The sequence below is a fragment of the Terriglobus albidus genome, from assembly GCF_025685425.1.
In the GTDB taxonomy this organism is placed as follows: Bacteria; Acidobacteriota; Terriglobia; order Terriglobales; family Acidobacteriaceae; genus Terriglobus; species Terriglobus albidus.
The window spans coordinates 1-25,080 of record NZ_JAGTAS010000053.1 but is presented as its reverse complement, the minus strand read 5'-3'; the positions used below and the strand labels follow the sequence as shown (position 1 = coordinate 25,080).

General features: G+C 56.5%; 25 protein-coding genes and 1 pseudogene. 9 read left to right on the top strand and 17 right to left on the bottom strand.

From position 1 onward, the window contains the following. Positions 1 to 59: 59 nt before the first annotated feature. A complete protein-coding gene (locus tag OHL21_RS12285) occupies positions 60 to 746 on the bottom strand; it encodes an alpha/beta hydrolase (RefSeq protein ID WP_263417570.1) in 687 nt (228 codons plus the stop codon). A gap of 49 nt (positions 747 to 795) precedes the next feature. Between OHL21_RS12285 and OHL21_RS12280 the strand changes: the two genes are divergently transcribed. The 4 genes from OHL21_RS12280 to OHL21_RS12265 all read left to right on the top strand — a co-directional run bounded on the left by OHL21_RS12280 (position 796) and on the right by OHL21_RS12265 (position 5,138). After that, positions 796 to 1,830 (top strand): M20/M25/M40 family metallo-hydrolase, encoded by a 1,035-nt coding sequence (locus OHL21_RS12280; RefSeq protein ID WP_263417569.1) that lies wholly within the window; start codon positions 796 to 798, stop codon positions 1,828 to 1,830. Between the two features lie 81 nt (positions 1,831 to 1,911). Further along, positions 1,912 to 2,844 carry a glycerophosphodiester phosphodiesterase family protein gene (locus OHL21_RS12275; RefSeq protein ID WP_263417568.1) on the top strand — a complete coding sequence of 311 codons (933 nt, stop codon included), beginning with the start codon at positions 1,912 to 1,914 and terminating at the stop codon, positions 2,842 to 2,844. Positions 2,845 to 2,901: 57 nt separating this feature from the next. Continuing rightward, positions 2,902 to 3,465, top strand: a complete 564-nt coding sequence (locus tag OHL21_RS12270; RefSeq protein ID WP_263417567.1) for a hypothetical protein — start codon at positions 2,902 to 2,904, stop codon at positions 3,463 to 3,465. A gap of 182 nt (positions 3,466 to 3,647) precedes the next feature. Further along, positions 3,648 to 5,138, top strand: coding sequence for an ArnT family glycosyltransferase (locus tag OHL21_RS12265; protein WP_263417566.1), 1,491 nt, complete (start codon positions 3,648 to 3,650; stop codon positions 5,136 to 5,138). Positions 5,139 to 5,147: 9 nt separating this feature from the next. Here the strand turns inward: OHL21_RS12265 and OHL21_RS12260 are convergent, their stop codons facing one another. From OHL21_RS12260 to OHL21_RS12205, 12 genes are all read right to left on the bottom strand, one after another. Beyond that, complete coding sequence (locus tag OHL21_RS12260; RefSeq protein WP_263417565.1) at positions 5,148 to 6,221, bottom strand: zinc-dependent dehydrogenase; 1,074 nt, start codon at positions 6,219 to 6,221, stop codon at positions 5,148 to 5,150. Then, positions 6,218 to 6,895, bottom strand: coding sequence for a 5'-methylthioadenosine/S-adenosylhomocysteine nucleosidase family protein (locus OHL21_RS12255; RefSeq protein WP_263417564.1), 678 nt, complete (start codon positions 6,893 to 6,895; stop codon positions 6,218 to 6,220). The genes OHL21_RS12260 and OHL21_RS12255 overlap by 4 nt, the downstream gene beginning before the upstream one ends. Beyond that, a complete protein-coding gene (gene hpnA, locus OHL21_RS12250) occupies positions 6,895 to 7,902 on the bottom strand; it encodes a hopanoid-associated sugar epimerase (protein ID WP_263417563.1) in 1,008 nt (335 codons plus the stop codon). Before hpnA ends, OHL21_RS12255 begins: the two co-directional genes overlap by 1 nt. A gap of 164 nt (positions 7,903 to 8,066) precedes the next feature. Next, complete coding sequence (locus OHL21_RS12245; protein WP_263417562.1) at positions 8,067 to 8,516, bottom strand: hypothetical protein; 450 nt, start codon at positions 8,514 to 8,516, stop codon at positions 8,067 to 8,069. 4 nt (positions 8,517 to 8,520) lie between these two features. Then, positions 8,521 to 9,651 carry an adenosyl-hopene transferase HpnH gene (hpnH, locus tag OHL21_RS12240; RefSeq protein WP_263417561.1) on the bottom strand — a complete coding sequence of 377 codons (1,131 nt, stop codon included), beginning with the start codon at positions 9,649 to 9,651 and terminating at the stop codon, positions 8,521 to 8,523. 29 nt (positions 9,652 to 9,680) lie between these two features. Then, positions 9,681 to 11,717 (bottom strand): squalene--hopene cyclase, encoded by a 2,037-nt coding sequence (gene shc / locus OHL21_RS12235; protein WP_263417560.1) that lies wholly within the window; start codon positions 11,715 to 11,717, stop codon positions 9,681 to 9,683. Between the two features lie 35 nt (positions 11,718 to 11,752). Then, complete coding sequence (locus tag OHL21_RS12230) at positions 11,753 to 12,775, bottom strand: 4-hydroxy-3-methylbut-2-enyl diphosphate reductase (RefSeq protein ID WP_263417559.1); 1,023 nt, start codon at positions 12,773 to 12,775, stop codon at positions 11,753 to 11,755. Positions 12,776 to 12,882: 107 nt separating this feature from the next. Next, entirely contained in the window at positions 12,883 to 13,512 is a 630-nt protein-coding gene (gene thiE / locus OHL21_RS12225; RefSeq protein WP_263417558.1) for a thiamine phosphate synthase, read from the bottom strand. Between the two features lie 5 nt (positions 13,513 to 13,517). Beyond that, positions 13,518 to 14,069, bottom strand: a complete 552-nt coding sequence (locus OHL21_RS12220) for a hypothetical protein (protein ID WP_263417557.1) — start codon at positions 14,067 to 14,069, stop codon at positions 13,518 to 13,520. Between the two features lie 5 nt (positions 14,070 to 14,074). Beyond that, positions 14,075 to 15,436, bottom strand: a complete 1,362-nt coding sequence (accC, locus tag OHL21_RS12215) for an acetyl-CoA carboxylase biotin carboxylase subunit (protein WP_263417556.1) — start codon at positions 15,434 to 15,436, stop codon at positions 14,075 to 14,077. A 41-nt stretch (positions 15,437 to 15,477) separates the two neighbouring features. Continuing rightward, positions 15,478 to 15,972, bottom strand: a complete 495-nt coding sequence (accB, locus tag OHL21_RS12210; RefSeq protein ID WP_263417555.1) for an acetyl-CoA carboxylase biotin carboxyl carrier protein — start codon at positions 15,970 to 15,972, stop codon at positions 15,478 to 15,480. Between the two features lie 58 nt (positions 15,973 to 16,030). Then, the gene (locus tag OHL21_RS12205; protein WP_263417554.1) at positions 16,031 to 17,116 is read right to left on the bottom strand and encodes a M24 family metallopeptidase; all 1,086 of its coding nucleotides are present in this window, start codon (positions 17,114 to 17,116) and stop codon (positions 16,031 to 16,033) included. Positions 17,117 to 17,174: 58 nt separating this feature from the next. Here OHL21_RS12205 and OHL21_RS12200 point away from each other — a divergent pair, with 58 nt between their 5' ends. Continuing rightward, a complete protein-coding gene (locus OHL21_RS12200; RefSeq protein WP_263417553.1) occupies positions 17,175 to 18,050 on the top strand; it encodes a metallophosphoesterase in 876 nt (291 codons plus the stop codon). Here OHL21_RS12200 and OHL21_RS12195 read toward each other — a convergent pair. Continuing rightward, positions 18,047 to 18,304, bottom strand: coding sequence for a helix-turn-helix domain-containing protein (locus OHL21_RS12195; RefSeq protein WP_263417552.1), 258 nt, complete (start codon positions 18,302 to 18,304; stop codon positions 18,047 to 18,049). The genes OHL21_RS12200 and OHL21_RS12195 overlap by 4 nt on opposite strands. A 105-nt stretch (positions 18,305 to 18,409) precedes the next feature. After that, complete coding sequence (locus tag OHL21_RS12190) at positions 18,410 to 19,390, bottom strand: MBL fold metallo-hydrolase (protein WP_263417551.1); 981 nt, start codon at positions 19,388 to 19,390, stop codon at positions 18,410 to 18,412. 137 nt (positions 19,391 to 19,527) lie between these two features. On the opposite strand from OHL21_RS12190, the gene OHL21_RS12185 reads away from it, so the two are divergent. Continuing rightward, complete coding sequence (locus OHL21_RS12185) at positions 19,528 to 19,818, top strand: DUF1330 domain-containing protein (protein WP_263417550.1); 291 nt, start codon at positions 19,528 to 19,530, stop codon at positions 19,816 to 19,818. Positions 19,819 to 19,863: 45 nt separating this feature from the next. On the opposite strand, the gene OHL21_RS12180 is transcribed toward OHL21_RS12185, so the two are convergent. Continuing rightward, positions 19,864 to 20,268 (bottom strand): hypothetical protein, encoded by a 405-nt coding sequence (locus tag OHL21_RS12180; protein WP_263417549.1) that lies wholly within the window; start codon positions 20,266 to 20,268, stop codon positions 19,864 to 19,866. An 82-nt stretch (positions 20,269 to 20,350) separates the two neighbouring features. Between OHL21_RS12180 and OHL21_RS12175 the strand changes: the two genes are divergently transcribed. The 3 genes from OHL21_RS12175 to OHL21_RS12165 all read left to right on the top strand — a co-directional run bounded on the left by OHL21_RS12175 (position 20,351) and on the right by OHL21_RS12165 (position 24,845). Next, a complete protein-coding gene (locus OHL21_RS12175; RefSeq protein ID WP_263417548.1) occupies positions 20,351 to 22,168 on the top strand; it encodes a GAF domain-containing protein in 1,818 nt (605 codons plus the stop codon). Between the two features lie 166 nt (positions 22,169 to 22,334). Further along, the gene (gene aroA, locus OHL21_RS12170) at positions 22,335 to 23,636 is read left to right on the top strand and encodes a 3-phosphoshikimate 1-carboxyvinyltransferase (protein ID WP_263417547.1); all 1,302 of its coding nucleotides are present in this window, start codon (positions 22,335 to 22,337) and stop codon (positions 23,634 to 23,636) included. 24 nt (positions 23,637 to 23,660) lie between these two features. Then, on the top strand, positions 23,661 to 24,845 hold the full coding sequence (locus tag OHL21_RS12165) for a glycosyltransferase family 4 protein (RefSeq protein ID WP_263417546.1): 1,185 nt from the start codon (positions 23,661 to 23,663) through the stop codon (positions 24,843 to 24,845). A 108-nt stretch (positions 24,846 to 24,953) separates the two neighbouring features. Here the strand turns inward: OHL21_RS12165 and OHL21_RS12160 are convergent. After that, positions 24,954 to 25,080, bottom strand: a pseudogene (locus OHL21_RS12160) (IS630 family transposase); the annotation flags it as partial.

Sequence of the window (25,080 nt, the reverse complement as noted above, 5' to 3'; positions counted from 1 at the left end):
TTTCAACGCTTCGGATGGCAAAATCGCATGATTCATATCATGAACTTCAGATCAGGACGCTAGACGGTCAGCCCCGGAACTGTCTCCGCCAGCCATGAGATCACGGTTTCGCGCATCTGATCGAGCTTCGATCCCGGAGAACCGGCAGTACCCGCGAAAAAATGATCCCCACCGGCAATCCACGCCAGTCGTTTCGGTTCAGGGAGCTGCGCTACGACCTGCTCGACCTCGGCAACCGGGCCATATTGGTCATGATCCCCCGAGAGAAACAGACGCGGCTTCGAACATGCGGAAAGAAAGTCATAGTGGTAGAGGCGGCCCTCGGCTTCGATGGGAAGTCCGAGAGCGACCATCGCCGGAACGCGCGGATCGGTACAACAGACCCGCATCCCTACATTCGAACCGAAGGAAAATCCGGCAAAGAGAATCGGCTTACCGAAACGTGTATCCAGCCACTGCAGTGCGCGACGGACATCGTCCTGCTCCCCGATTCCCTGATCGTGACTACCTTCGCTCAGGCCAGTACCGCGAAAGTTGAATCGCAATACCGGAAGGCCGAAGTGACTGAACGCCTTCATCGCGTGATAGACAACCTTGTTGTGCATGGTGCCGCCACCCAAAGGGTGAGGGTGCGTAACCAGTGCGGCATAGGGAGCGTCCTCTCTCCCGGTGTTCAGAATCGCTTCCAGGCGTCCCGCAGGACCACTGAGATCATCCACTGCTTCAATCTTCGAGGCAAAGCTCACAGACCCATCATAAAGGTCTGTCTCTGCGCTTCAGTTATCCTTGAAAAGCATGGCGATCGATCCCATTCAACTGACACGACAACTCGTCGATATCGAATCGACTACCTATTTTGAAGGCCCTGCGGGACACTTCCTGGCAGATTATCTTGGCAAACTGGGCTACGAGATTGAAACCACCCGGGTGGAGCAGACAGAGCTCGCAGGAACGCCCGCCGGTGAGTCCGAGCGATTCAATGTCTATGCCTGCGCTGCCGGCGTGACACCTGAGATCGTCTTTTCCACCCACATTGACACCGTGCCACCGTTCTTCCCTTCCTCTGAAGACGAAGAAAACGTCTATGGCCGTGGCGCCTGCGACGCGAAAGGCATCATCGCCTGCCAGATCGCGGCTGCCGAGATTCTGCGCTCTGAAGGAGTTAAGGTCGGCTTGCTGTTCGTCGTCGGAGAAGAGCGGGACTCTGCCGGCGCCAAAGCCGCGAATAAGAACCCCAAAGGATCGCGCTTCCTCATCAACGGCGAACCGACCGATAACTACCTCGCCACTGCCACCAAAGGCGCTCTGCGAATCGAGCTCCGCGCCAAAGGAAAGATGGCGCACTCTGCTTATCCCGAGTTGGGCGACTCGGCAATCGAAAAGCTGCTGGATGTACTCGACGATATCCGTGCGCTCGAACTGCCAGTCGAGCCCGAGATCGGCCCGGCTACACTGAACATCGGTCTTATCTCCGGCGGACGTGCTCCGAATGTCATTCCCGATGCCGCGGAGGCGCATATCCTTGTCCGCCTCGTCGGGCCGGCAGAAGAGGTGGAGGAACTGGTCCGCAAGACTGTGAATGATCGCTGCGACGTGAAGTTCACGCTGCATCTCCCCTTCGTGAAGATGCGGAAACTGCAAACGGATCTACCAACCAAAGTGGTCAAATACGCCACAGACATTCCGCAGCTCACGGAGTGGGGAGAGCCTTTCCTGCTCGGTCCCGGATCAATTCACGTTGCGCATACGCCCAATGAAAAGATCTCCAAGAAAGAGCTGCTGGAGTGCGTGCAGCTCTACGTGAAGTTGACGCGTCAGTTGCTGGCCTGATCAAGATTCATCGACTCCTCTCGAAGCCGGCCGCAAGCCGGCTTCATTCTCTTTTAACCGGCATCCATGACGCTACGCTGTATGCGAGTACGTCTAAGCTTTCTTCTGTTGATCGCGACACTGCCGGTGTCATCAGAGACCATCCTCGTCCACGCTCACCGTGGCGGCCGGGCGGCCCGTCCTGAAAACACATTACCCGCGTTTCAGTACGCAATCGATACAGGCGCCGATGCGCTCGAGCTCGACCTGGCAGTCACGAAAGATAACGTCCTGGTCGTCTCGCACTCTCCCTACCTGGTGCAACCCGAAGGGACAGATGCCTTTATGAAGGCAGTCCTCGCCAACGAGCGCGTCTGCAGCGGTCCTCCACTTCCTCCGGGCACGCTGATCCACTCACTCACCTTGGCTGAGATCAGGCAGTACGACTGTGGCGCAAAGAGACTGGCAGCTTTTCCCCAGCAAAAAGCCGTGCCCAACACGCATATTCCGACCTTCGATGAGGTTCTGGACCTCGCGCCAAAGGGGACCTTCGATTTCAATATCGAGACCAAGATCTCTCCGGCTCACCCGGAGATCACACCCTCACCTGAGGTCTTTGTGAAGATGATCGATGACGCTGTGCGCAAGCACCATCTGCAATCGCGTGTCATCCTGCAGAGCTTCGACTTTCGTACGCTGCGGGCGATGAAAGAGATCGATCCGCAGATTCGCCTCTCCGCTCTCTTCGGTCAGGCAAAGTACGACGGCTTCATGGGGATTACCGACAAGGACAAGAGCTTCGCTCACATCGCTGCCGTCTCTGGCGCGAATATTCTAAGCCCGGACGAAAGTCTCGCCACTGCAGACGAGGTCGCCGTGGCTCACAAGGCAGGCTTGCAGGTAATTCCTTACACATCAAACACCGTGGAACGCTGGGAGAAGCTGAGCGAGGCGCACGTAGACGGAATCATCACAGATGATCCAGCAGGCCTGCTGCAGTGGCTTCGTTCGCGAAAGCCGGCATTACATCCGTAATCCACTTTGTCCCTCATTCCGTAGGCTTGACCTCGATTTGTGTAAAGGAGGTGGATTGTGACCGATTGGGTATATGCGATCCAGTCGCCGACCGGCGTAGTTCAAACCACGGTGGTTGCCAGATTTCGAGAGATAGTTAGCTTGCGTATTCTCTCTAGCGAGCTAGTCTTCAATCCATCCTTACAGCCAGGCACGATCCAGGCCGCAATCAAAGTTAATGATCCCGAACGATTTCTAAGCCAACCGTGGCCGCCGCTGGATATTAGTACAGAACAGGGAATACGGATCGCGACGTTGCTCAAAATGAAAGCGATAGTCGCGGTTAGAACAGGCCTGTCTCAAGCAACGGCAGCCGTTATCCAAGCTAAAGTGGCCCATGATTTTCCCGCTATGGATCCTGCTCTTCAGGATGATACGCACAGACGCGTAGTCTCAACAGTTTCGATGCTCGAGACGGGAACGATTCTGTACGGCTTCACATATCCTCAAAGCGGGTCTTTACCCCTAGACGGGAACTCCGTCGAAGATACGATTTCCTACGTCAAATTGATGACGATCTTAGGCCTGGAACAAGCTTTGGAGGCCCCAAGCGGTGCCGAGGCTCCTCGCTTGTGCATTTAGGCGAGGAGATGTAGGCTCGGTCTGCGGAGTCGCGTTACGCCCTTGAGGACACGGAGATAACGTGTTTTGAGTGGCCCTGCCAGGCGACATCTGAGGAAATAACAGGACGGCTTGCTGGTTTCACCGGTATGAGACGAACGAGTTTTGCTGTCATTCAGCCGCTCCATAGAATCCCCGAGGGATTGCGATGGCATGCGGTTGTCGCCTTCTTTTCGGCGATATATCTTTATCTAAACCTATTCTCTTCCCCCAGCTTCCCGTTTCTGCTTGGCGGTGATCAGGTCTACTTCTGGATGGGAGCGCAGCGTCTCTTAAACGGACAAACAATTTATAGGGACTTTTTTCAATTCACTCCTCCCGGTACTGACTTAGTCTATGCCGCGAGTTTCCGCCTCCTTGGGGAGACGATCTGGGCAACCAATGCGGTTGCTCTGTTTTTTGGAGTTCTCTCGGCTTGCCTCTGCTATTCACTCTCGCGACAGATCATGAGGGTCGCATCTGCTCTGACCGCGACAGGCTTGTTCCTGGTCTTGATTTACGGGAAATTCCTGAACCCCACACATCATTGGTTCGCGGTATTTTTTATCCTTCTTGCAGTCCGTATCGAGATGAAGTCCCTGACGATCAGAAACAATGTGATATCAGGCGTACTTCTTGGGATCTCCAGCTTCTTCAACCAAGCGCACGCCGCGGCAGCTCTCGTAGGTTTTGTTGTCTTCTTAGTTCTCAGCGCCATCCGGAGACGTGAGGCACGCGCGCACACAGCAAGACTTATTGCCGCTCTGGTAATCGCATTCGCGCTGGTGAGTCTCTCCCTTTACGCTTACTATCTCCGTGCTGTGGGGCACGAACGGCTGTGGTTCTGTTTGGTGGAATCCGTCTCTCGGTATGTCGCGGAGTCTCCGAGATCGCTCGGACTTTCCGGTCAGTTGGGATTGTCTAATGTTCCCCGGATGCTGCCCTACCTGCTGGTCTACGCACTCACACCACTGGTCTACGGCTTCGCTCTCTGGAAGTGCTCACGGTCGCACAATGACGCGCTGTTCCCCTGGAACTCCATTACGTTGCTGAGCCTGTGTGGACTCTCGCTGCTCCTTGAGATCACCGCGAGTATCAACGTGCTAAGGCTCTTCGCAATCGCAATGCCTGCGGTCATTTTGTTTATCTGGATCTTAGGAGAATTTTCGTTTCCGGAGCGAACACTTTTGGCCAGCGCTCTCGGCGTCATCGTTATCCTGGGTGGCCACCAGGGCGTCGCCAAGCATATCGTGTGTCGCGCTAAAGGCCAGCTGCCTGGAGGGAAAATTGCCACGACGCCAGAAGAATTCGATGAACTGCGCGTATTGGCTCAACAGACACGGCCGGGAGAATACCTCCTCGAAGCAGGATGGCCCGGCGTGTATCTCCCGTTGAAGCTACACAATCCACTGTACCTGCCAACTTTGTCGCGGTGGGACTCCACGCGGCCAGAAGATATTGAACCTGCCCTTCAGCAGATGGATACGAAACATGTGAATTCTGTTCTCTGGAATCAACACCTCGATGAACGATGCTCGTTCTCCAGTTGTAAGGATTACCTCTCACCGTTTCGAAACTACCTGACGCGCTCTTTTCTGCCAATACATACCTTCCCGAACGGTGATGTTTTGTGGCAAAGGCGCGGCAATAACTAACCCAAAGCTTTACGGCTGAATCACAATCTTCATTGAATCCGGCTGCGGATTCGATGCCAGGTGAATTCCCTGCACCGCCTCCTCGAGCGTAAAGCGATGTGAGATCAACTGAGTGAGATCGAAGCCGTCCTTGTAGCCGTCCAGCACAAGCTGCGCGCCTTCGTCCTGAATCGCAACAGAAGCGGAATAGGAGCCCATCAGCGTCTTTTCGTCCATGCAGACTGCCGCTGGGTCGAAGATTGCCTCGCCATGCTGTGTCGATGCAAAGAGCATTACACGACCGCCCGGCCGCGTCGCTTCCATCGCCAGAGGAATCAGCTTATCGCTGCCAACCGCCACAAGCGTGACGTCGGCTCCTCGCCCTTCAGTCGCATTCCGCGCAGCAGTCACCACGTCCCCTCTTGCATCGATCGGATGCTTCAAACCAAACTTTGCTGCGACAGCGTGACGTTCCGGAAACATATCACTCGTCAGTATGGTAGCGCCGGTGCGCGCAGCCAACGCGGCAAGCAACACACCGATCGATCCCTGGCCGATCACGAGTACGGTCTCATCAGGCTTAAGCTCCAGAAGCTTAATCGCTTTGAAGCAGGTGTTCACCGGTTCAATGAAGGCTGCCTGTTCAAACGGCACATTGTCCGGAATCTTCACCAGACCGCGTTTCACGATCCAGTCCATAACACGGATATATTCTGCAAACCCTCCGCCTGAGGGCGCAAAGCCGGCGGTGGTTCCCACCTTCTTGTAGGTCTCACACTGTGCAAAGGTTTGCTTGCGGCAGTAGTAACACTCGCCGCACGGAATATGGTGGAAGGCCATCACGCGATCTCCGACCGCGAAGCCTTCTACTCCCTCACCGACCTTGACGACAGTACCGCTCATCTCATGCCCGAAGACACGCGGCGCCGAGTGCGATCCGGTATGGATCTTCTTCAGATCCGTGCCACAGATGCCACAGGTATGAATCTTAACGAGAACTTCTCCAGGACCGATCTCCGGCACGGGTACGGTTTCAATGCGCACATCATCGATGCCGCGATAAACGGCTGCCCGCATGGTTGCGGGGAGCTCCAGCAAACTCATAGATTCAGATCCTTCTTCACAGCAACCGCCAGATTCTCAGCAGCCATCTTTGCATTCTTTCCAAAACGCGTAAGAGCTGCCCAGTACCAGGGACGCACCATCACACTGGCAACGAAAGGTGCCGTAGCGAATTTACCATCCTTGGTGATGTAGGGGTTCATATCCGGCAGCTCTTCATTCGCTCCGTCTGAAACCGCCTTGATGCAACGGAACTTGCACCCTCTAGCGAAGGCGAGGTTGGCAATGGTCGCAGCCTCCATATCCACCAGGGCTGCGTTGGAATAAGCCAGAGCCAGTCGATACTTCTCTCCACGGTCGGCGACTTTGTCGGCCGAGATCAGCAACATCGTGCCGTCAAGATGAAGCGGATAGTGCTCCTCAGCTTCACTATCGACGATCTGCGAAGGATAGTGCACTGACCCTACAGGCAGACGCGGATCGATGGAGCCTGCCCAACCGATCGACAAGACCGTCGTTGGATTACAGATGGTTGTCAGATGGTCAAATGCGCGCCGGGCGGCCTCCGATCCCATTCCAGCACACACGGCATAAATGCTGCGAGATGGATGCTTCCACGCATTCACGCCGTTGGTCGCTTCCATCTGCTGCCAGCCGGCAACCAGGGGCTTGAGTTCTCCAGGTAACGCCGCAACGATACCGAAGCATTCTTCCATCAGGCCCGCTTCCCTTCATATGCGGGAGCATATCCATGCTCCACAAACCAGTCGATAGCAGAACGTAGCGCCTTGTACACCGGAAGGACCTTGAATCCCAGCTCTCGCTCTGCCTTGGCCGAGGATGCGAACATCTTCTTCTTGCCCATACGCACAGCCTCCAAAGTAGCGCGCGGCTCTTTCCCCCGCAGTTTGCCGGTAAACGTTTCGTCGAAGAAGGCGAAGATCATGGCGACCGTATGGGGTACCCGCATTGTGGGGGAGGGTAACCCGGTGATCGCCGACATGCGGTCGAGAATCTGTTTCAGCGTTAGATTCTCTCCTCCGAGAATATACCGTTCTCCCGCCCGGCCGGTATCCAGTGCCGCAAGATGCATTCGGGCCACCTCTGAAACATCCACCAGGTTCAGGCCGGTATCGACATATGCCGGAAATTTGCGGTTGAGAAAGTCCACAATAATACGGCCGGTTGGAGTCGGCTTAACATCACGAGCGCCGATCGGCGTCGTCGGATTCAGGATCATCACACGCTGGCCCATCCCGGCCGCGGCGATTGCCTCCTGCTCCGCAAGGAACTTCGACCTCTTGTAATGGCCCACCATGTCGGCCAGGGAGACAGGCGTGCTCTCATCGACGATTGTGCCATCCGTCTTAAACCCCATGGTGGCAACACTCGATGTATAGATAAAGTTCGGCACAGCCTCTTCACGGGCAATGCGCAACAATTCTCGCGTTCCGGTGACATTGGCCCGGTACATATCATCCGGATCGCGGACCCATAAACGATAGTCCGCCGCCACATGAACAACGACATCACACCCGTTGATTGCGGCCCGGAGCTCTTCGGGCCGCCGCAGATCACCGGCGATCACATCCGCCGGGATACCTTCGAGCTGTGTATTGTTTGTGCCGCGCGTCAGAAGACGCAGCTGTGCACCCTGGTCGGCATACAGGCGCGCGACATGGTTACCGACGAACCCCGTCGCTCCGGTGAGAAAGACTTTCATGACCTCACACAAAGACAATGCGGGTAAATGTAGCCCGCATCCGGTAGGAAGTTAGAGCATTTTCCCTGTTGCCAGGTCTCCCGGAAGAGGAGTGCAGCGGCGTTTTCATTGCGGAAAACGCTCACAGATGCGGAAGCCCTACTCTACACCTACAGGGAAATGCTCTAGTCCAGCTTCTCCGCTTCGATTCCAATATTCGTTTCCCCCGCAGCCTTCTTTTCCCAGTATTTCTTGACCCAGGCTTCAAAGGACTTGCCGGCGGCGGCATCGCGGCCGGTAAATGCAAGGGCGGCGATATCGCTGTAGGCGACGTTGACCTTCGCGCGATCCCCCTTTGCCGGAATGATGCGAATGAAAGAGTCATGCAACGATGTGCCCGAACGGCGGTCGAAGATATATCCCTCGATAAGCGTGCCGTCCTTCTTGGTAATCGTCACATCGCCGCGATAATCGAAAGCCTTTTCCAACGCTTCCCGCACTTCATCATCGGAAGCGAGAGCCGGAATCCAGCCCTCAAGATTCTCCCGCTCACGACCGGCGACAACCTCGAGCTCATCAGCCGAATGCTCTTTCAATTGCTCGATCTTTCCCGCTTCCTGCTGCACTGTCGACATAGGCTTAGTCTCCTGAGACCAGTTCGCCGGTTTGCGCGGCGGGTGTCGTGGCGATCTGAACCAGTGGTCCGCGGTGTTCCGGCTGCCACTCATCCAGCAGTTTCTGTGCTCCTGCATCGGAGTACAGAGCGTTCATATAGGCCTTGGCCGTACGGATGAAACCACGTAGCGATCCGAAGCCATAGTTCACCGCCGAAGCCTCATGCCCCGAATGCACCATGCAGTTCGCACAACGCGGATTGCCGCTCTTTGCGCCGTAGTTGGCCCACTCGGTGGCTTCCATCAGTTCCTTGAAGGAATCGGCGTAACCATCCTGCAGCAGGTAGCAGGGCTTCTGCCAACCGAAGATGTTATAGGTCGGCATTCCCCAGGGCGTGCATTCAAAGTTAATCTTCCCCATCAGGAACTCGAGGAAGAGCGGGTGCGAGTTGAACTGCCATTCTTTCTTGCGGTTCGACAGGATAGCGCGGAACATGCGGCGCGACTTCGCCTTACCCAGGAAATGGCTCTGATCCGGCGCCTTGTCGTAGGTATAACCCGGCGAGACCATCATGCTTTCAACGCCTGCGCGCGTGAGCTCATCAAAGTGAGCCCGCACCGAGTTCGGATCGGCGCCATCGAAGAGAGTCGTGTTCGTCGTCACGCGGAAGCCGCGCTTCACCGCTTCACGAACGCCTTCCATCGCCTGGTCGTGACCGCCTTCGCGGCATACAGCGAAATCGTGGTGCTCCTTCTGCCCGTCGACGTGCACCGAGAATGAGAGATACTTGCTCGGCGTGAAGAGATGGAGCTTCTCCTTCAGCAGCAGTGCGTTGGTGCACATGTAGACGTACTTTTTGCGCGCCACCAGACCGGCAACAATCTCTGGCATCTGCGGATGCAGTAACGGCTCACCGCCCGGGATAGAGACCATGGGCACGCCGCACTCTTCCACGGCAGCAAAGCATTGCTCCGGGGTGAGATCCGTCTTGAGGATGTGGGCGGGATATTGAATCTTTCCGCAACCGGCACAGGCAAGGTTGCAGCGAAACAACGGCTCCAGCATCAGCACCAGCGGATACCGCTTGTTGCCTTTGATCTTCTGCTTCAGGACATAACTTGCAACCGTCAGCATCTGTGAGATTGGCACTGCCATCGGCTCGCACTCCTTGGGTAGAACTTTGGTTATTCCAGCGCGCCAGAGACTTCCGTCTCGCGCGCCTTGATATAAGTCGTCAATGCCAGCAGTGGGAAGTACTGCTTGTACAGGTGATATCCCAGGTAAAAGACGCGCGGGAAGCCCGTGCCGGTGTAATAACTTTCGCCGTTGCGGCCTGGCACCAGCTCATCCCAGCTTCCGTCTTCGTGCTGGTGGTCGATCAGCCAACGCACACCCTTGGCAACAGAATCCGAACGGACGTCCCCGCCGGCAAGCAGCGCCAGTAGAGCCCATGCCGTCTGTGATGGTGTACTTGGACCGATGCCACGCTGCAATGGATCGTCATACGTTCCGCAGCTCTCGCCCCAGCCGCCATCGGGATTCTGCACCATGCGCACCCATTCGGTTGCCTGCAGAATGCAGGGCTCGTGGCTCCACATTCCCATCGCCTGCAGTCCCCGCAGAACCAGGAATGTGCCGTAGAGATAGTTCACACCCCAACGGCCAAACCAGCTACCGTCACTCTCCTGCTCTGAGAGGATGAACTGCACTGCCTTTTCGACGCGCTTGTCAGAACGGTTGTAGCCATACAGCGACAGCATCTCCAGCATGCGGCCGGTAATGTCCACCGTCGGCGGATCGAGCATGGCATTATGGTCTGCAAACGGGATCTGCTCGAAGATAGTCTTCGTATTGTCCTTATCGAAGGCAGCCCATCCACCGTTCTTGCACTGCATCGCCCAAATCCAGTTAAGCGCGCGTTCGCACACTTCGTCCTGGTAGCGCTCGCGCGGGTTATCCACACTCTTCAGAGCGAGCAGCACCTGGCCGGTATCGTCCACATCCGGATAGAACTCGTTATTGAACTCGAAGTACCATCCGCCCGGTTCTACGTTGCGCACCTTCTCAGCCCAGTCACCTTTGTGACGGACTTCCTTGCTCAGGATCCAGTCCGCAGCTTTGATCATGCGGGGATCATCCTTCGCCACACCGGCTTCGCCCAACGCATAGATCGCTTGCGCTGTATCCCACACCGGCGGGAAACACGGTTGCATGCGGAATGTCGGCGTGGGATAGTCCTCGGTTCCTTCCGGACAGTCAATGCCGAGCTTCTCAAACTCGTCCACCGCGCGGATCAGGACAGGATCATCCATTGAATAACCAAGGCAGCGCAACGCCACAATGGCGTTCAACATTGCGGGGTAGATCGCGCCAAGTCCGTCAGACTTCTCGAAGCGCTCCAGCATCCACTTCTCAGCCTTCTTGATCGCCATGCTGCGAAGCGGACGAATATGAACACGCTCTGCCCAGTGTGCGACACGATCGCATAGAAGGAAGAAATTACGCCAGCTTACCGGCCGCTTCTTGTCCCAGCGCAGATGAAGATTGGCTTTGTCGCGGCCGCCGAGGAATAACTCATTGATCTCTTGCTCGGGTGCAAGCTTCTTGAACGGCTTCTTCGCATAGATGATCGACAGCGGCACCAGAATGCCGCGTGACCAGGAAGAAATCTCGTAGATGTTGAAGTAAAACCAGTTGGGAAAGAGGATGATCTCCGGCGGAATCGCCGGCACTGCATCGTATTCGTACGCTCCCAGAGCGCAGAGATAGAGTTTGGTGAAGGTATTGCACTCCACCACACCGCCAAGCGAAAGCACATTCTCACGTGCCTTCACCATCAACGGGTGGTCGGCTCTCCAGCCCATCAGTTTCAATGCCAGATAGGCCTTTACGCCGTAGTTCACATTCGATGGTCCGCCAGGATAGAGACTCCATCCACCATCGGCGTTCTGATGACGCAGAATCTCATTGACGGCGCGCTCCATCTTCGCCCGGTCACCCGTACCAAGCAGGGTATGCACGAAGATGTAATCCGCTTCGAGCATGACGTCAGCTTCCAGCTCACCGCACCAGTAACCATCCTGGTGCTGCTGAGCGAAGAGCCAATCGACTGCTCGTTTAATGCCAGAGGAAACTTTGTCCAGTTCGAGGTCCATTCGCCCGAAGCGAGGCTGTGTGCCTGCTTGAGACGATGCCGTCGATTTACTAGCGTCAATTGCCATGCGTTCGGAAACCTCAGTTCTTAGACGCACCCTGCTTAGGCGCCTACGGTCACTGCGCCCGGAGCTGGCTTGATAGCCTGCACGATCTCCGGAGGGAGACCGAAACGCACATTCTCCGGCATGACTTCCACTTCATCTACCGAACCAAATCCCTTAGTCTGGAGGTATTCAATTACCTCCTGCACCAGTACTTCAGGAGCCGAAGCACCTGCGGTCACTGCTACATTGTCAACGCCATTCAACCACTGCGGCTGAATATCCTCAGCCTTATCGATCAGGTAGCTGTTCGTACCCAGATTCTGAGAGACCTCCACCAGGCGGTTTGAGTTCGAGCTGTTCTTCGAACCCACTACCAGCACCAGATCCGCACCGTGCGCCACGTTCTTGACAGCAGTCTGGCGGTTTTCTGTGGCATAGCAAATGTCCTGGGCATGCGGCCCGACGATATTCGGGAATTTCTTCTTCAGCGCCTCGATCATGTCCCGCGCCTCATCCAGTGAGAGCGTGGTCTGGGTCAAATAGGCAACCTTGTCAGGATCGGGAACAACGAGGTTATTCACCTCTTCCACTGTAGAAACAACCTGCGTGACCTCAGGCGCTTCGCCCTGTGTGCCTTCAACCTCTTCGTGCTCACGGTGCCCCACCAGCACCAGCGAGTACCCCTGCTTGGCGAACTTGATCGCCTCTACGTGAACCTTGGTGACCAACGGACAGGTCGCGTCAATCACTTTCAAGCCACGTTCCTTGGCAACCGCGCGCACTGCGGGCGATACGCCATGCGCCGAGAAGATGACACGCGCACCGGAGGGAACCTCATCAAGCTCGTTGACGAAGATCGCACCCTTCTTCGCCAGGTCGCTCACAACATAGCGGTTGTGAACGATCTCCTTACGGACATAAATCGGCGCACCAAAGGTATCCAGCGCGATCTTCACAATATCGACGGCTCGCACAACGCCGGCGCAAAAGCCACGCGGCTTAAGTAACAGAACGCGCTTTGCGGCCTCGGCCTGGTTGGAGAGGTTGTTGACTCGAGGTTCAGATGCAGTGGTGGTCACATTAGTAAGTATACCGTTAACACCCCTCCCGTCGTGCAGAAATGAACCTCAAACGGTGCATTTCAAGGCACATCGACAGTACACCCTTGCTGCCTGATTAGAGTGCCTTACCTCATCACCGCGCTCAGGAAAACCTCGACCAACGGCAATGCTGAAAGCTCCGGTCCAGCAGGCACAAGCGCTGAGATCACAGCGACCGAATCCGCACCCGCATCCAGCACCTCCAGTGCTCTCTCAGACGTGATACCCCCAATCGCGACGATCGGCTTTTGAGTCAGTTTGCGGACCTGCCGCAGAAGCGCTAACCCGGTCACCGGGTCCGGATTCTGCTTTGTCGCCGTGGCATAAATCGGCCCAATCGCCAGATAGTCCGCTTCAGTCGACACTGCCGCCTCGAACTGATCAAACGTATGCGTCGACACACCGATAAGCTTCCCGGCGCCGACGATCCGGCGGGCATCATCTGGATGAAGGTCGGTCTGTCCGACATGAACACCATCACATCGTCCAATCCGAGCCAGATCAGGGCGATCGTTCAGCAACAGCGTTACTCCTGGAGTAGACGATCGGATTCGCTGTAGATTCGCAAGAGTAGCCTGCGGCGAGGCGGCCTTGTCACGATACTGCAGCAGCGAGACCCCAGCCGATGCCAGTTCCCCTGCAAACTGTTCGATCGAGATCTGCCGTGCGGCCAATACACCGGCGTCGAGGATGGGATAAAGCCGAGGAATCTGCATGATGGTTACCGCGCCGACGCCAGGATGCGACGTGCATCGTCCAAACCGGCCCGGCCTCCGGTCAATCCGATCTGCCAGTCTGTTCCCGGAACTACGCACATATACAACGCCCAGGGCTGTGCGGAATTTTCATGGACACAAAGAAAGCTCAGCCCGTGCGCTCGAATTGTCTCTGGAGAAAAACGTCCTTCCTCCACGCCTCGGCCATAGGTTGCAAGGATCTGTCTCTGGAATGCCTCGGCCTGTTGCTCATTACGTATCCCGCCGACGGCATGATCGAGATTCAACTGCACGGTATGCGAAAGGCGGAAGATCTCTCCACGATCGGGGCTGGTACTGCGCCATAGCAACGGCAGACGAAAACTATGACCATTGAAGTTAGCGTAGTTGCCGTGGCGCACATGCCACCAGAGAGCCATGATCGGGTCTCCCACAGTGCCCCAGCTCAAAACACCGAAGTACAACAGAGGGAAAGGAATGACCCATATCGGGATAGAACGAAACAGGCCGCGCAGAGTCCATCGACGATGGTCTGACGGCCTGAGAGCGTCCTCCATGATCCCTATTCGGCCTTCGCCTTCTCCCGTTCGAAGAAGCGTTCCATGAACTTAGTATCGAAGTTCCCAGCGCGGAACTCTTCATCCTCGAAGATCTTTTTATGCAGCGGAATCGTCGTATGAATGCCTTGCACGATGAACTGGTCGAGAGCCCTCTGCATCTTATTCATCGCTTCTTCGCGGTCTTTCCCGTGCACAATCAGCTTGCCGATTAGTGAGTCGTAGTACGGCGGCACAACTCCTTCTGCATACTGTGCAGTGTCAACGCGGACGCCATTGCCGCCTGGCAGATTGAAGGCTGTAATCTTGCCGGCCGAAGGAGTGAATTTCTCCGGATGTTCCGCATTGATACGGCACTCGATCGCGTGCCCGTTGATCACGATGGGCTGCGGAATAATCTCCGTCAACTTCTCTCCGCCAGCAACGCGCAGCTGCGCCTTCACCAGGTCAATACCGGTGATCATCTCCGTCACAGGATGCTCCACCTGGATACGGGTATTCATCTCAATGAAGTAGATCTTCCCGTCCTCATCCATCAGGAACTCGATCGTACCCGCATTCCAATAGCCGATATCCTTGAGCGACTTGCGGATTACCTTACCCATCTCTTCACGCTGTTGCTGTGTGACCTTGAGTGAAGGGGCTTCTTCGATCAGCTTCTGATGACGCCTCTGGATGGAGCACTCGCGCTCATTGAGAGAAAGAACATTACCATGTTCATCGGCCAGCACCTGGAACTCAATGTGACGAGGCCGTTCGATGAACTTTTCCATATACAGGTCACCATTTCCAAAGGCATTCAGCGCCTCGGTCGATGCCTGGTTATAGAGGTCTGGAAGCTCCTGCGGAGAACGGCAGATACGCATTCCACGTCCGCCGCCGCCGGCTACAGCCTTCAAAATGACGGGATAGCCAACGGACTTGGCCCACTCCAGAGCTTCATCTACGCTGCCGATCACGCCATCTGATCCAGGAAGAATCGGCACCTTCGCCTTCTTCATCGTCTGGCGCGCGGTAGACTTCTCGCCCATCATGCGTGTTACTTCAGGCGGCGGCCCGATGAACTTGATATTCGATGCGCGGCATACCTCGGCAAAATTAGCATTCTCCGAAAGCAGACCATAGCCAGGATGAATGGCATCCACATCCGCAATCTCTGCAGCAGAGATCACCGCCGGCACATTCAGGTAACTCTCGGCCGAGCGAGGCGGTCCGATGCAGATAGCTTCATCGGCAAAACGGACGTGCAGTGAATTGCGGTCCGCCGTCGAATAGACCGCGACGGTACGAATGCCCATTTCCTTACAGGCATTGATCACTCGAAGCGCGATTTCACCGCGATTGGCGATAAGGACTTTGCGAAACATCTTCTTCCAGTCTTGTTACCGGGGATAGGTCGAACAGCGTCTCAACGTGGCTTGACGGCAAAGAGCGGCTGGCCATATTCCACCGGCTGGCCGTTGTTAGCGATGCGACGTACGATCTCTCCCGCGACATCAGATTCAATCTCGTTCATCAGCTTCATGGCTTCCACGATGCACAGCACCTGGCCGACCTCAACCTGATCGCCAACTTTGACAAACGGAGCCGCCCCCGGCGCCGAAGATTCATAGAAGGTGCCGACGATCGGAGATTTCACCTCATGAACAGCTTCCGCCGGCGCTTGTACCTCGGCCGCGGGCGCAGAGACCGGCGCGGCTGCTGCCACCAAGGGCGCCGGTGCAATCGTCTGCTGCGGAATCAACGTGGCGAGTTGTGTGTAGTCAATAGCCGCCGGAGCGGGCGGGCCAGTGAATTTAATACGGACTTTGAGGTCGCCACGTTCAAGATCGAATTCGGCAATCTTGTTGTCTTTCAGAAACTCTACGAGTTCGCGAAGGTCCTTCAGTTCATTTGCTTCCATGCTTTATCTCTTCTTCCGGATTCGCTGGCTGCGGAACCGACCGCAGGCCCAGTCCTTGTTATAACTCGATCCAGGCTTTCGGCGACGGCGTTATGATCTCGCAACCGTTGCGGTTAATGACGACGGTATCTTCGATGCGGATTCCGAAACGGCCAGGAAGGTAAACACCGGGTTCAATCGTAACGACCATGCCCTCGGCGAGCGGCTGCTTCTGGTTGGCGGCAATCCTTGGTCCCTCATGAATCTCCAGGCCAACACCGTGACCTGTGGAATGCGTAAAATATCGTGCCAGCCCCGCACGCTTCAGAACACTACGGGCTGCTTCATCCACATCGCCGCAAGTGACTCCATGCTTTGCGGCTGCCACTGCCGATTCCTGTGCTTCCAGGACCGCGGCATAGGCTCTTTCCTCATCAGCGGTTGCACGGCCTATATGCACCGTGCGTGTCATGTCCGAACAATACCCGTTGAGAATAACACCGAAGTCCAGTGTGATGAACCCTTTGCGGGGAATGCGGGAGGAGCTTGCGCGTCCATGCGGAAGCGCAGATCGAGATCCAGAGGCGACAATCGTCTCAAACGACATAGCCTCTGCCCCCAACAGGCGCGCCTGATGTTCCAACTCCGCCGCTACAGCTATTTCCGTAATTCCCGGTTCCAGGAAGCCGAGAATATGGTCAAACAGCCTCGCACCCAGTGCGGCAGCCTGCCGCATACGGCGGATCTCAGCTGCATCCTTGATCTCCCGCTGGACTGCAACCAGAGGAGACTCCAGCGGCTGAAAGAAACTGCGGCGCAATCGTCCACTCACTGCCTTACGAAGATGTTCCAGCAGCGCGATTGTCGTATGCGTCCCGTCGATACCGCACCGGGATAGCTGTTGCTGCTCCAGCCATTCAGCAGCCATCGTCTGCGCAGACTTCTTCTTCGCAATGACGACGCGAGCGCCTTCAACCTCTTCCCTTGCCTGAACGGTATAGCGGCCATCCGTGAACAGCACAGCTTGGCGTGACGTGATCGCCAGAGCGGCGTTGGATCCCGTGAAACCAGTCAGATAACGGACATCAGGCAGATGAGTCAGCAACAATGCCTGCACGTTTTGTTCGGCCATGGCTTTTCGGGTGGTACGGATTCTTGCCTGCATCCGTTCTATTTTATGTTCCGATTCCCCTTCGGGCCAACGAGGACGATATCATCAGACTATGCCTGATGCCTCGTGGATGACACGACGTAAGGTTCTTCAACTGGGAATAGCGGGCGTAGCCGGGATGGCCTTGTATTCCGGCGAGGTTGCACGGCACGAGCTGGAAGTCGTCCAGCTCACCATCAGACTGGCAAATCTGCCTGACGCCTTTCACGGCTTCCGCATCGCACAGATCAGCGATCTTCATTTTCACGAATACACGGAAACATTCTTCCTACAATCCGTGTTGCGCCGTGTTAATGCGCTTCGGCCTGATGCAGTCTTATTGACTGGGGACTTCATCAGTACGAACGCACGCGATCGCTCCTATCCGATCGAACAGTCCTACGTCTGCGGCAAGATCTTGAAGATGCTGGAGTGCCCCATTCGATACGGGGTGCTTGGCAATCACGACGCGGCCATGGGAGAAACAGAGATTCACAATGCTCTCGTCTCCAATGGAACGCCGATTCTATTGAATGAGAACGTCCCCATTGAGCGAGGGAGCAGCCGCATCTGGCTCGGAGGATTGCGCGATACGCTTGCCTCTTATCCGGAACCGGAACGGGCGATCCCGTCTAAAATCCGTGATCCTAAGGAACCAATCCTGCTGATGATTCACGAGCCGGATTACATCGACGAGTTGATGAAGTCTCCGTCGGGTCAATCGGTCGCCCTGGTGCTCTCAGGCCACTCCCATGGAGGTCAGGTACGGCTGCCGTTCCTTCCTCCGCTCAAAGCGATCCTGCCGCCGGCCGGGAGAAAGTATGTTGAGGGGCTCTTTCGCGTAGGTGATACGCAACTCTACGTTAATCGCGGTATCGGCACCACAGAGGTTCCCTTCCGGCTCAACTGCCCGCCGGAGATCACAATCCTGACACTGGAGCAAGGTTAACGTGCGCGACGAACAGGCTTCTTTTGCGTCGGTTTTGCTTTCACCGGGGCAGATGGTTTACGCACACCTGACTGCTCATCCATCCAGGCATCGAGTAGTGAGCGTTTGAACCGCCACCGGTTCCCCAATTTGAAAGCAGGAACAAACCCCTCAGAGGCATAGCGGTAGAGCGTATCGCCACTGATGCCGAGATAGTCGGCAGCCTGGCGAATATCCATCACCTCTCGAAGCGCGATCTGGGCAGCGGATGGCATTGATCACATCTGCGGGCAGACTTCCCCGGCTCTCTGTTTTTACCCCGTTTTTTTCCGAAGTACAAGTAATTTCTGAGGTTTACAGAGGGGTTAACAACCGTTTCGTCAACCTTTCGCTGTTGCCAGGGACGGAACTGGCGCCTGTGCTCGGTTCGCAAACTGCCGCCACCACAGATTCTGCACGGGTTCGCCTTGAAATGCCGTTGGTACACCGGGCGCCGGTATCCACAGATCCACGCCGTTCTCCGGAGCGATGCTCAGCAACCGCTCGATCGGTTGACGCCACTCATGTAAGGCGAGGTCGAAAAGTCCCCAGTGGATCGGAAAGAGCACGCGTCCTCGCAATGCTATATGGGCTTCCACGGCACGGTCTGGGCCGAGATGGATCGACTCCCATAGTGGGTTCGAGGCTCCGATTTCGAGCATTGTCAGATCGAATGGACCGTATGTCTCACCAATCTCTGCAAATCCCGGCCAATGTCCTGAATCTGCTCCGTAATAGAGGTTGTGACGCTCGTTCCGTAGCACAAACGAAGCCCATAGCGTTTCGAAGCGGTTGAACAGGCTGCGGCCCGAGAAGTGGCGCGAGGGCAAAGAGAGAATTTCCAGCATTGCTCCATTTCGCCCGCTGGTCAGCGAAAGGCGGTCACACCAGTTCATCTCGTGAATGCGTTCTGCCGGAACGCCGAACCGGCGAAGGTACTTCCCTACGCCAAGCGACGTCACCCAACGGACGTTGCGCTCGGCAAGACCTCGGACAGCGGTCTCATCCAGATGATCGTAGTGATCGTGTGAGATCAAAACCGCATCCAGCGGTGGCAGGTCATGTAATGCCATCGTAGGCGGAAAGAAACGCTGTGGACCGGCGAACTGCACTGGAGAAGCACGCAGTGACCATACCGGATCGACCAGCAGACGAAATCCATCTACCTCCAGCAGCAACGACGAATGTCCAAACCAGGTAATTCTCATAGGAGAGGCGCCAGACGGTTCAAACCAGCGAACATCGGTGCGAAAGTGCGGCAATTGCGGAGCCGGTTCACGTTTCCGCCGTCCGAACAGGAACTCCGGGAGCATGCGGGACATTTCGCGCGCACTGGTAAAGTGGGTCGGGACGGGGTTAAGAAATTTGCCGTTTTGGCGCTGGGCCGGTTTCAGGTAACTCACACAAAATTTGATGCCCTGCAACGGTCCCCGGCGCAGGAAAAAAGGAGACGAAGGTAATGAAAAAGGCTTACTGGGTGGTTTCTTACCAGGCCATTCACGATCCGGCGGCACTTGCCGCCTATGCACCTCTCGCAGTAGCAGCCATCGCGGCAGGCGGCGGAACCGCCCTGGTACGCGGTCTTCCGCATGAAGTTGACGGCCGAGGGATCAAGGAACGGACGGTAGTCGTGGAGTTTCCCAGTCTGCAGGCTGCGGTCGACACCCATCACGGCGACGCATACAAGCAGGCTCTGGCGGCTCTGGGCAACGGCGTCGATCGCGACTTTCGTATCGTTGAAGGCGTCTAGCCAGGCGCTTCATGCAATTCGGGCATCACCACCGAACAAAACACCTTAGTCCCATCCCCCCTCCAACAGGTCGGTGACGTGGGCAACAGCTTTCGTGAGTTTGGCCTGGCGAGGCTGCCGGGCCTTCTCCGGATGATCTTCCGTCGCAAAGATGTATTCGATGCGCTCTACACGGTAAGGTCCTGCCCCGGCTTCAAGTCCATCGCCGGGTAAAAGAACGATGTCCCCGGGTTTCGGCACCGTGTGGAGTTGGTCCAGCGGAACCAGATTCACGAAGTCACCGGTATCACGTACGAACTCGAGGCAGTCCTGACTGAAGATGAGCTCCCGTCGCGTCGCCTCGGCGATTCTGCGGGCCTTTACAGCCTGCAGATAGGTGGCAACCATAGTGGGAAGACCAAGGACAAAACCAACGATACACAGCCAATCGGAAAAAGTACTGAGTGACATGGAAAACAACGCCGCTGCTCCTGTGAAGCTGGCGGAAGACTCGCCTTTCTCATAGCTTACTGCGATATCATCGCGTCTAACTATGCCCTCGCCGGAGACAACGCGCCCTGTAGAACACACCCACGAATTCGAGGGTGACTACCGGCCGTCAAACGCGGCGTCTCCGACGACGCCGCGGGTGCATATCGAGCCGATGCAGATCGACTTCCTCACGCAACTGGCCGATGCGCTGAACAATACCCTCGACTTGCAGACCACCATGCAGCGGGTGGCGGACCTGGTGCGCGCCGTCATCGATTACAAGATCTTTGCCATTCTGCTCATCAACGACCGCACTCAGGACTTCTGGATGCGTTTCCAGATCGGCCACTCCCCGGAGTCGGAACGGATGCGCGTCAAGATCGGTAAAGGTGTTATCGGCAGAGCCGCAGAGCTGCGCCGCGCCGTCCTGGTGGAAGACGTCTCCAAGAAGGACTACTACATCCCGGCAAACCCGGACGTAAAGTCAGAGCTGGCGATTCCGCTCATCAGCAAAAACAAGGTAATTGGCGTACTCGACATCGAATCGACGCAGATCGGGTACTTTACGCAAGAACACCAGCGGCTACTCGAACTCGTCGCCTCCCGCATCGCCATCGCCATCGAAAATGCCAGACTATACACGCGAGTCGCCCGCCAGGCGCAGACGCTCACCGTTCTTGGCGAGATTTCCCGCGAATTGACCAGCATCCTGGACCTTGATGACTTGCTGGAACGGATTGGGCAACTGATGAAGCGGGTGGTTGACTTCCAGATGTTCAGTATTCTGCTCTGGAACTCCCGCTCGAAGCACTTTGAGCATCGCTTCTCAACCCGTTTTGGGGAGCGAGTCCAGCGCCAGCACATCGTTGAGCCCGGCCAGGGCATCATCGGTACCGCCGCCAAGGAACGTGTGCCCATCCTGGTTCCAGATGTGCGTAAGGATTCGCGTTACATCAACTACCACCCCGAGACCCGCTCTGAGCTTGCTGTACCGCTGGTCTATAAAGAGCAAGTCATCGGCGTGATCGATGTCGAACATACGCGCGCAAATTACTACAACGAAGAGCATCAGCGAACGCTCACCACGCTGGCCGGGCAGGTCGCCATCGCTATCGAAAATGCGCGTCTTTATGAGCGCATTCTCGAAGAAGAACAGCGCATGGAGCGCGACCTAGCCATGGCTCGCCAGGTGCAGCTCCGTCTGTTGCCGGGTGCGCCGCCGTCACATCCACACGCAGACTTCTTTGCAAAGTTCCTGCCGGCGCGCTCTATCGGCGGCGACATGTACGATTTTCTGGACTATGGCCCCGGACGGACTTTGATCGTTATGGGAGATGTCTCCGGAAAAGCCGCGCCAGCGGCTCTTTACGCCGCACTGGTCTCAGGAATTCTTCGCTCTCTCGGAGCGCAGCAGCTCTCGCCCGGCCACCTTCTATCGTCCCTCAACGACCAATTACAGGAACGCAAGCTGGATGCGCAGTATGTCACCATGCTGATCGGTCTGTGGGACGATAACGAACAAACGTTGAGCATCGCGAACGCAGGCTCCGTCCAGCCTCTCTTCGTCACCGGTGGAGAGGTTCGCACCATCCAGGCGGAAGGTTTTCCCCTGGGCCTCTTCCCCCATGCGGTGTACGAAGAAGTAACGCTTTCCACCCAGCCCGGCGACCAGATCGTGTTCTTCTCCGACGGTATTACGGATGCCGAGAACTCGTCACACGAGATGTTCGGTAACGAACGTCTCGTCGAGGTGCTGCGAAAGCTGAAGAACCCAACAGCCCAGATCACCGGCGAAGCCATCCTGAAGGGTGTCGGACATTTCCAATCCCAGACCGAGCACTTCGACGACGAAACGGTCGTTGTGCTTCACGTCCGTTGAACTTTCCACGCCTTCCCTCACGGTACAATCAAAGGCAAACGTTCAACGGAAGTGGAAGCTCAGAACCGGGTGCAAGTTTGTCCGCACGTTAGCCGTAAGAGTCTCCGCAAGGTTTCCCTCTGCGGCACAATGATGGCCGCTCATGGCTACCCGGAAGAAATTCAAGATGCAGACGATTAGTACGACTCAGACGATCCGTCCCGCGAAGAACCTGCACGGTTCTTTCCGGGTTCCAGGCGACAAGTCCATCTCTCACCGCTATGCCATGCTGGCTGGACTGGCCAAAGGCACCTCGCGGTTATACAACTTCTCTACCGGCGCCGATCCTCACTCCACACTCGGCTGCATGGCCACGCTGGGCGCGAAGGTCAAGACGCTGAGTGACGGCTCCATCGAAGTGACTGGTGTCGGTGGCGCCTTTGAACGCCCCACAGGTCAGCTCGATTGCGGTAACTCCGGTTCGACCATGCGCATGCTCTCCGGGCTTATCGCCTCGCACCCGCATGTCTTTACCCTCATTGGCGACGAGTCTCTGACCCGCCGCCCAATGGAGCGCATTCGCAAGCCGCTTTCACAGATGGGCGCCCGTATCGATCTCACCGAAGGCCATGCTCCGGTTACGATCTTCGGCACGCCGCTCAAGGCCATCGATTTTGCAACGCCGATTCCGAGCGCACAGGTAAAGACTGCGATTCTCTTTGCCGGCTTGCAGGCCGAAGGTGTGACTTCAATCTCTGAATCTGTCAGGACCCGCGATCACTCCGAACATGCGCTTCGAGCCTTTGGAGCCGAGCTCAACCGCACCGCGGACAAGATCACCATCGCCGGCGGACAGACGTTGACGGGAATCGACGTGGCTGTGCCGGGAGATATCTCGTCGGCAGCCTTCTTCCTGTGTGCCGCTCTGCTCTTCCCCGGATCTAACCTGGTCTTCGACGGACTGGGCATGAATCCCACCCGCGCGGCTCTGCTCGACGTTCTTACCGGCATCGGCTTGAAGGTCAAAGTCCTGAACCTGGAGGAGAAACATGGCGAGATGGTAGGCACCATCCAGGTAAACCGCGCTCCGGGCGGCCTGAAGGGCGCTGACATCAGCGGTGCTCTTACAGCCCAGTTAATTGACGAGCTTCCGGTGATTGCCGCCATCGCTCCTTACACCCAGGAAGGCATTCGCATCCGGGATGCCCAGGAGCTTCGCGTCAAAGAGAGCGACCGCATCGCTCTGGTAGCGAAGAACCTCAAGGCGATGGGAGCTGAGTTCGAAGAGTTCGAAGATGGGCTTCATATCCCTGGTAATCAAAAACTCCACGGAGCTCGCATCGAGACCGGACACGATCACCGCATCGCAATGGCCTTCTCTGTCGCTGCCCTTCGTGCCGAAGGCGAGACCATCATTCAGAACGCAGAGGTCGCCAGCGTTAGCTTTCCTGAGTTCTACACGCTTCTGGATAACCTGGCTGAGCGCTAAAGAAAAAGGACGCCGAACGAACCCATGCGAGTCATTCAGACTGTCTTCGGCGTCTTTCACCATTTCGATCTTGCAACCGAACTCCAGAAACGAGGCCATCTGGAGAAGGTCTACTCCACCTGGCCCTGGGCCCGGCTGAAACGCGAGGGGCTGCCCAGGGAGCGCGTTGAAAGCTTTCCCTGGATCCACACGCCGGCCTACTTCTACGGCCGGTCCAAGCTCCACCGGGTGCCGGTGGCGCAGCAACTTCAGCTTCTAAATACAGCGCTCTTCGACCGCTGGACCATGCGCCGTCTGCGCGCGCTCCAGCGCCATGACACAAGGGTAGACGCCCTCATCGCCATCTCTGGCTCCGGAACCAGGACCGGGCGCCTGCTACAGCAGACCGGCGGGGTCTTCATCTGTGACCGTGGATCATCGCACCACCGCTATCAGCGCAATATCGTTGCCGAAGAAGATCGTATTTGGGGCGTCGAACGGGAATCAACGTCGGACCTTCGTGTCACAGCCATTGAAGAAGAGCAGTACGAGCTCGCAGACGCGATCAGCGTACCTTCCAGTTTTGCCGTACGTTCATTTGTTGAGATGGGAGTTCCCCGGGAAAAACTCAGGCTCATTCCGTACGGAGTCCGGTTGGAACGATTTCGCCCTGTAGCCGACCCTCCCACTGACTCCTTCGACGTTCTCTTCGCCGGCTCCGTCAGCCTCCGCAAGGGAGTTCCCTACCTCCTGCAGGCGTTCGCGCAACTCAAGCATCCCAAGAAACGCCTTCGTATCGCCGGAGCCATTGACCCCGCGGTCAAGCCGGTTTTCGATCGGCTCCCGAACGCCTCTGTGGAGTGGCTGGGGGCTATTCCCCAGAGCGATCTCATCACTCTGATGTCGGAGAGTCACGTGCTCGTCCTTCCCAGCATTGAAGAAGGTCTGGCCCTGGTGCAGGCACAGGCAATGGCATGCGGATGCCCGGTGATCGCCTCACACAATACGGGGAGTGAAGATCTCTATACCGACGGTGTCGAAGGTTTTATCGTTCCGGTACGCGATGCAGCATCTCTTGCCGACCGTATGCAGCGGATCGCCGACGATCCCGGCATGCATCAGCGCATGCGCGAGGCCTCCCTCAACCGCGTACGGCATCTGGGCGGCTGGTCAGAGTATGGGGAGAAATGGGAAAAGACCCTGCAGGAACTGCTCGCAGTAAAACGCTAGAGCATTTTCCTGGAGGTGTATCCAGAGCATCCGCATCTAAGGGCGTTTTCCGCAATGAAAACACCGCCGTACTCCCGTTCCGGGATACCCAGCAACGGGGAAAATGCTCTAGTGTCCTGAGTCATTAATTCGTTGGCAATATTTTGCGAGGGAGTTGAGTATGTCGTCCGCGGTTTTAGTCCAGACGAAGGGTTTTGGGTGTTGGTTGTGGTGCTGGAGGTAGTGTCGAATAGCG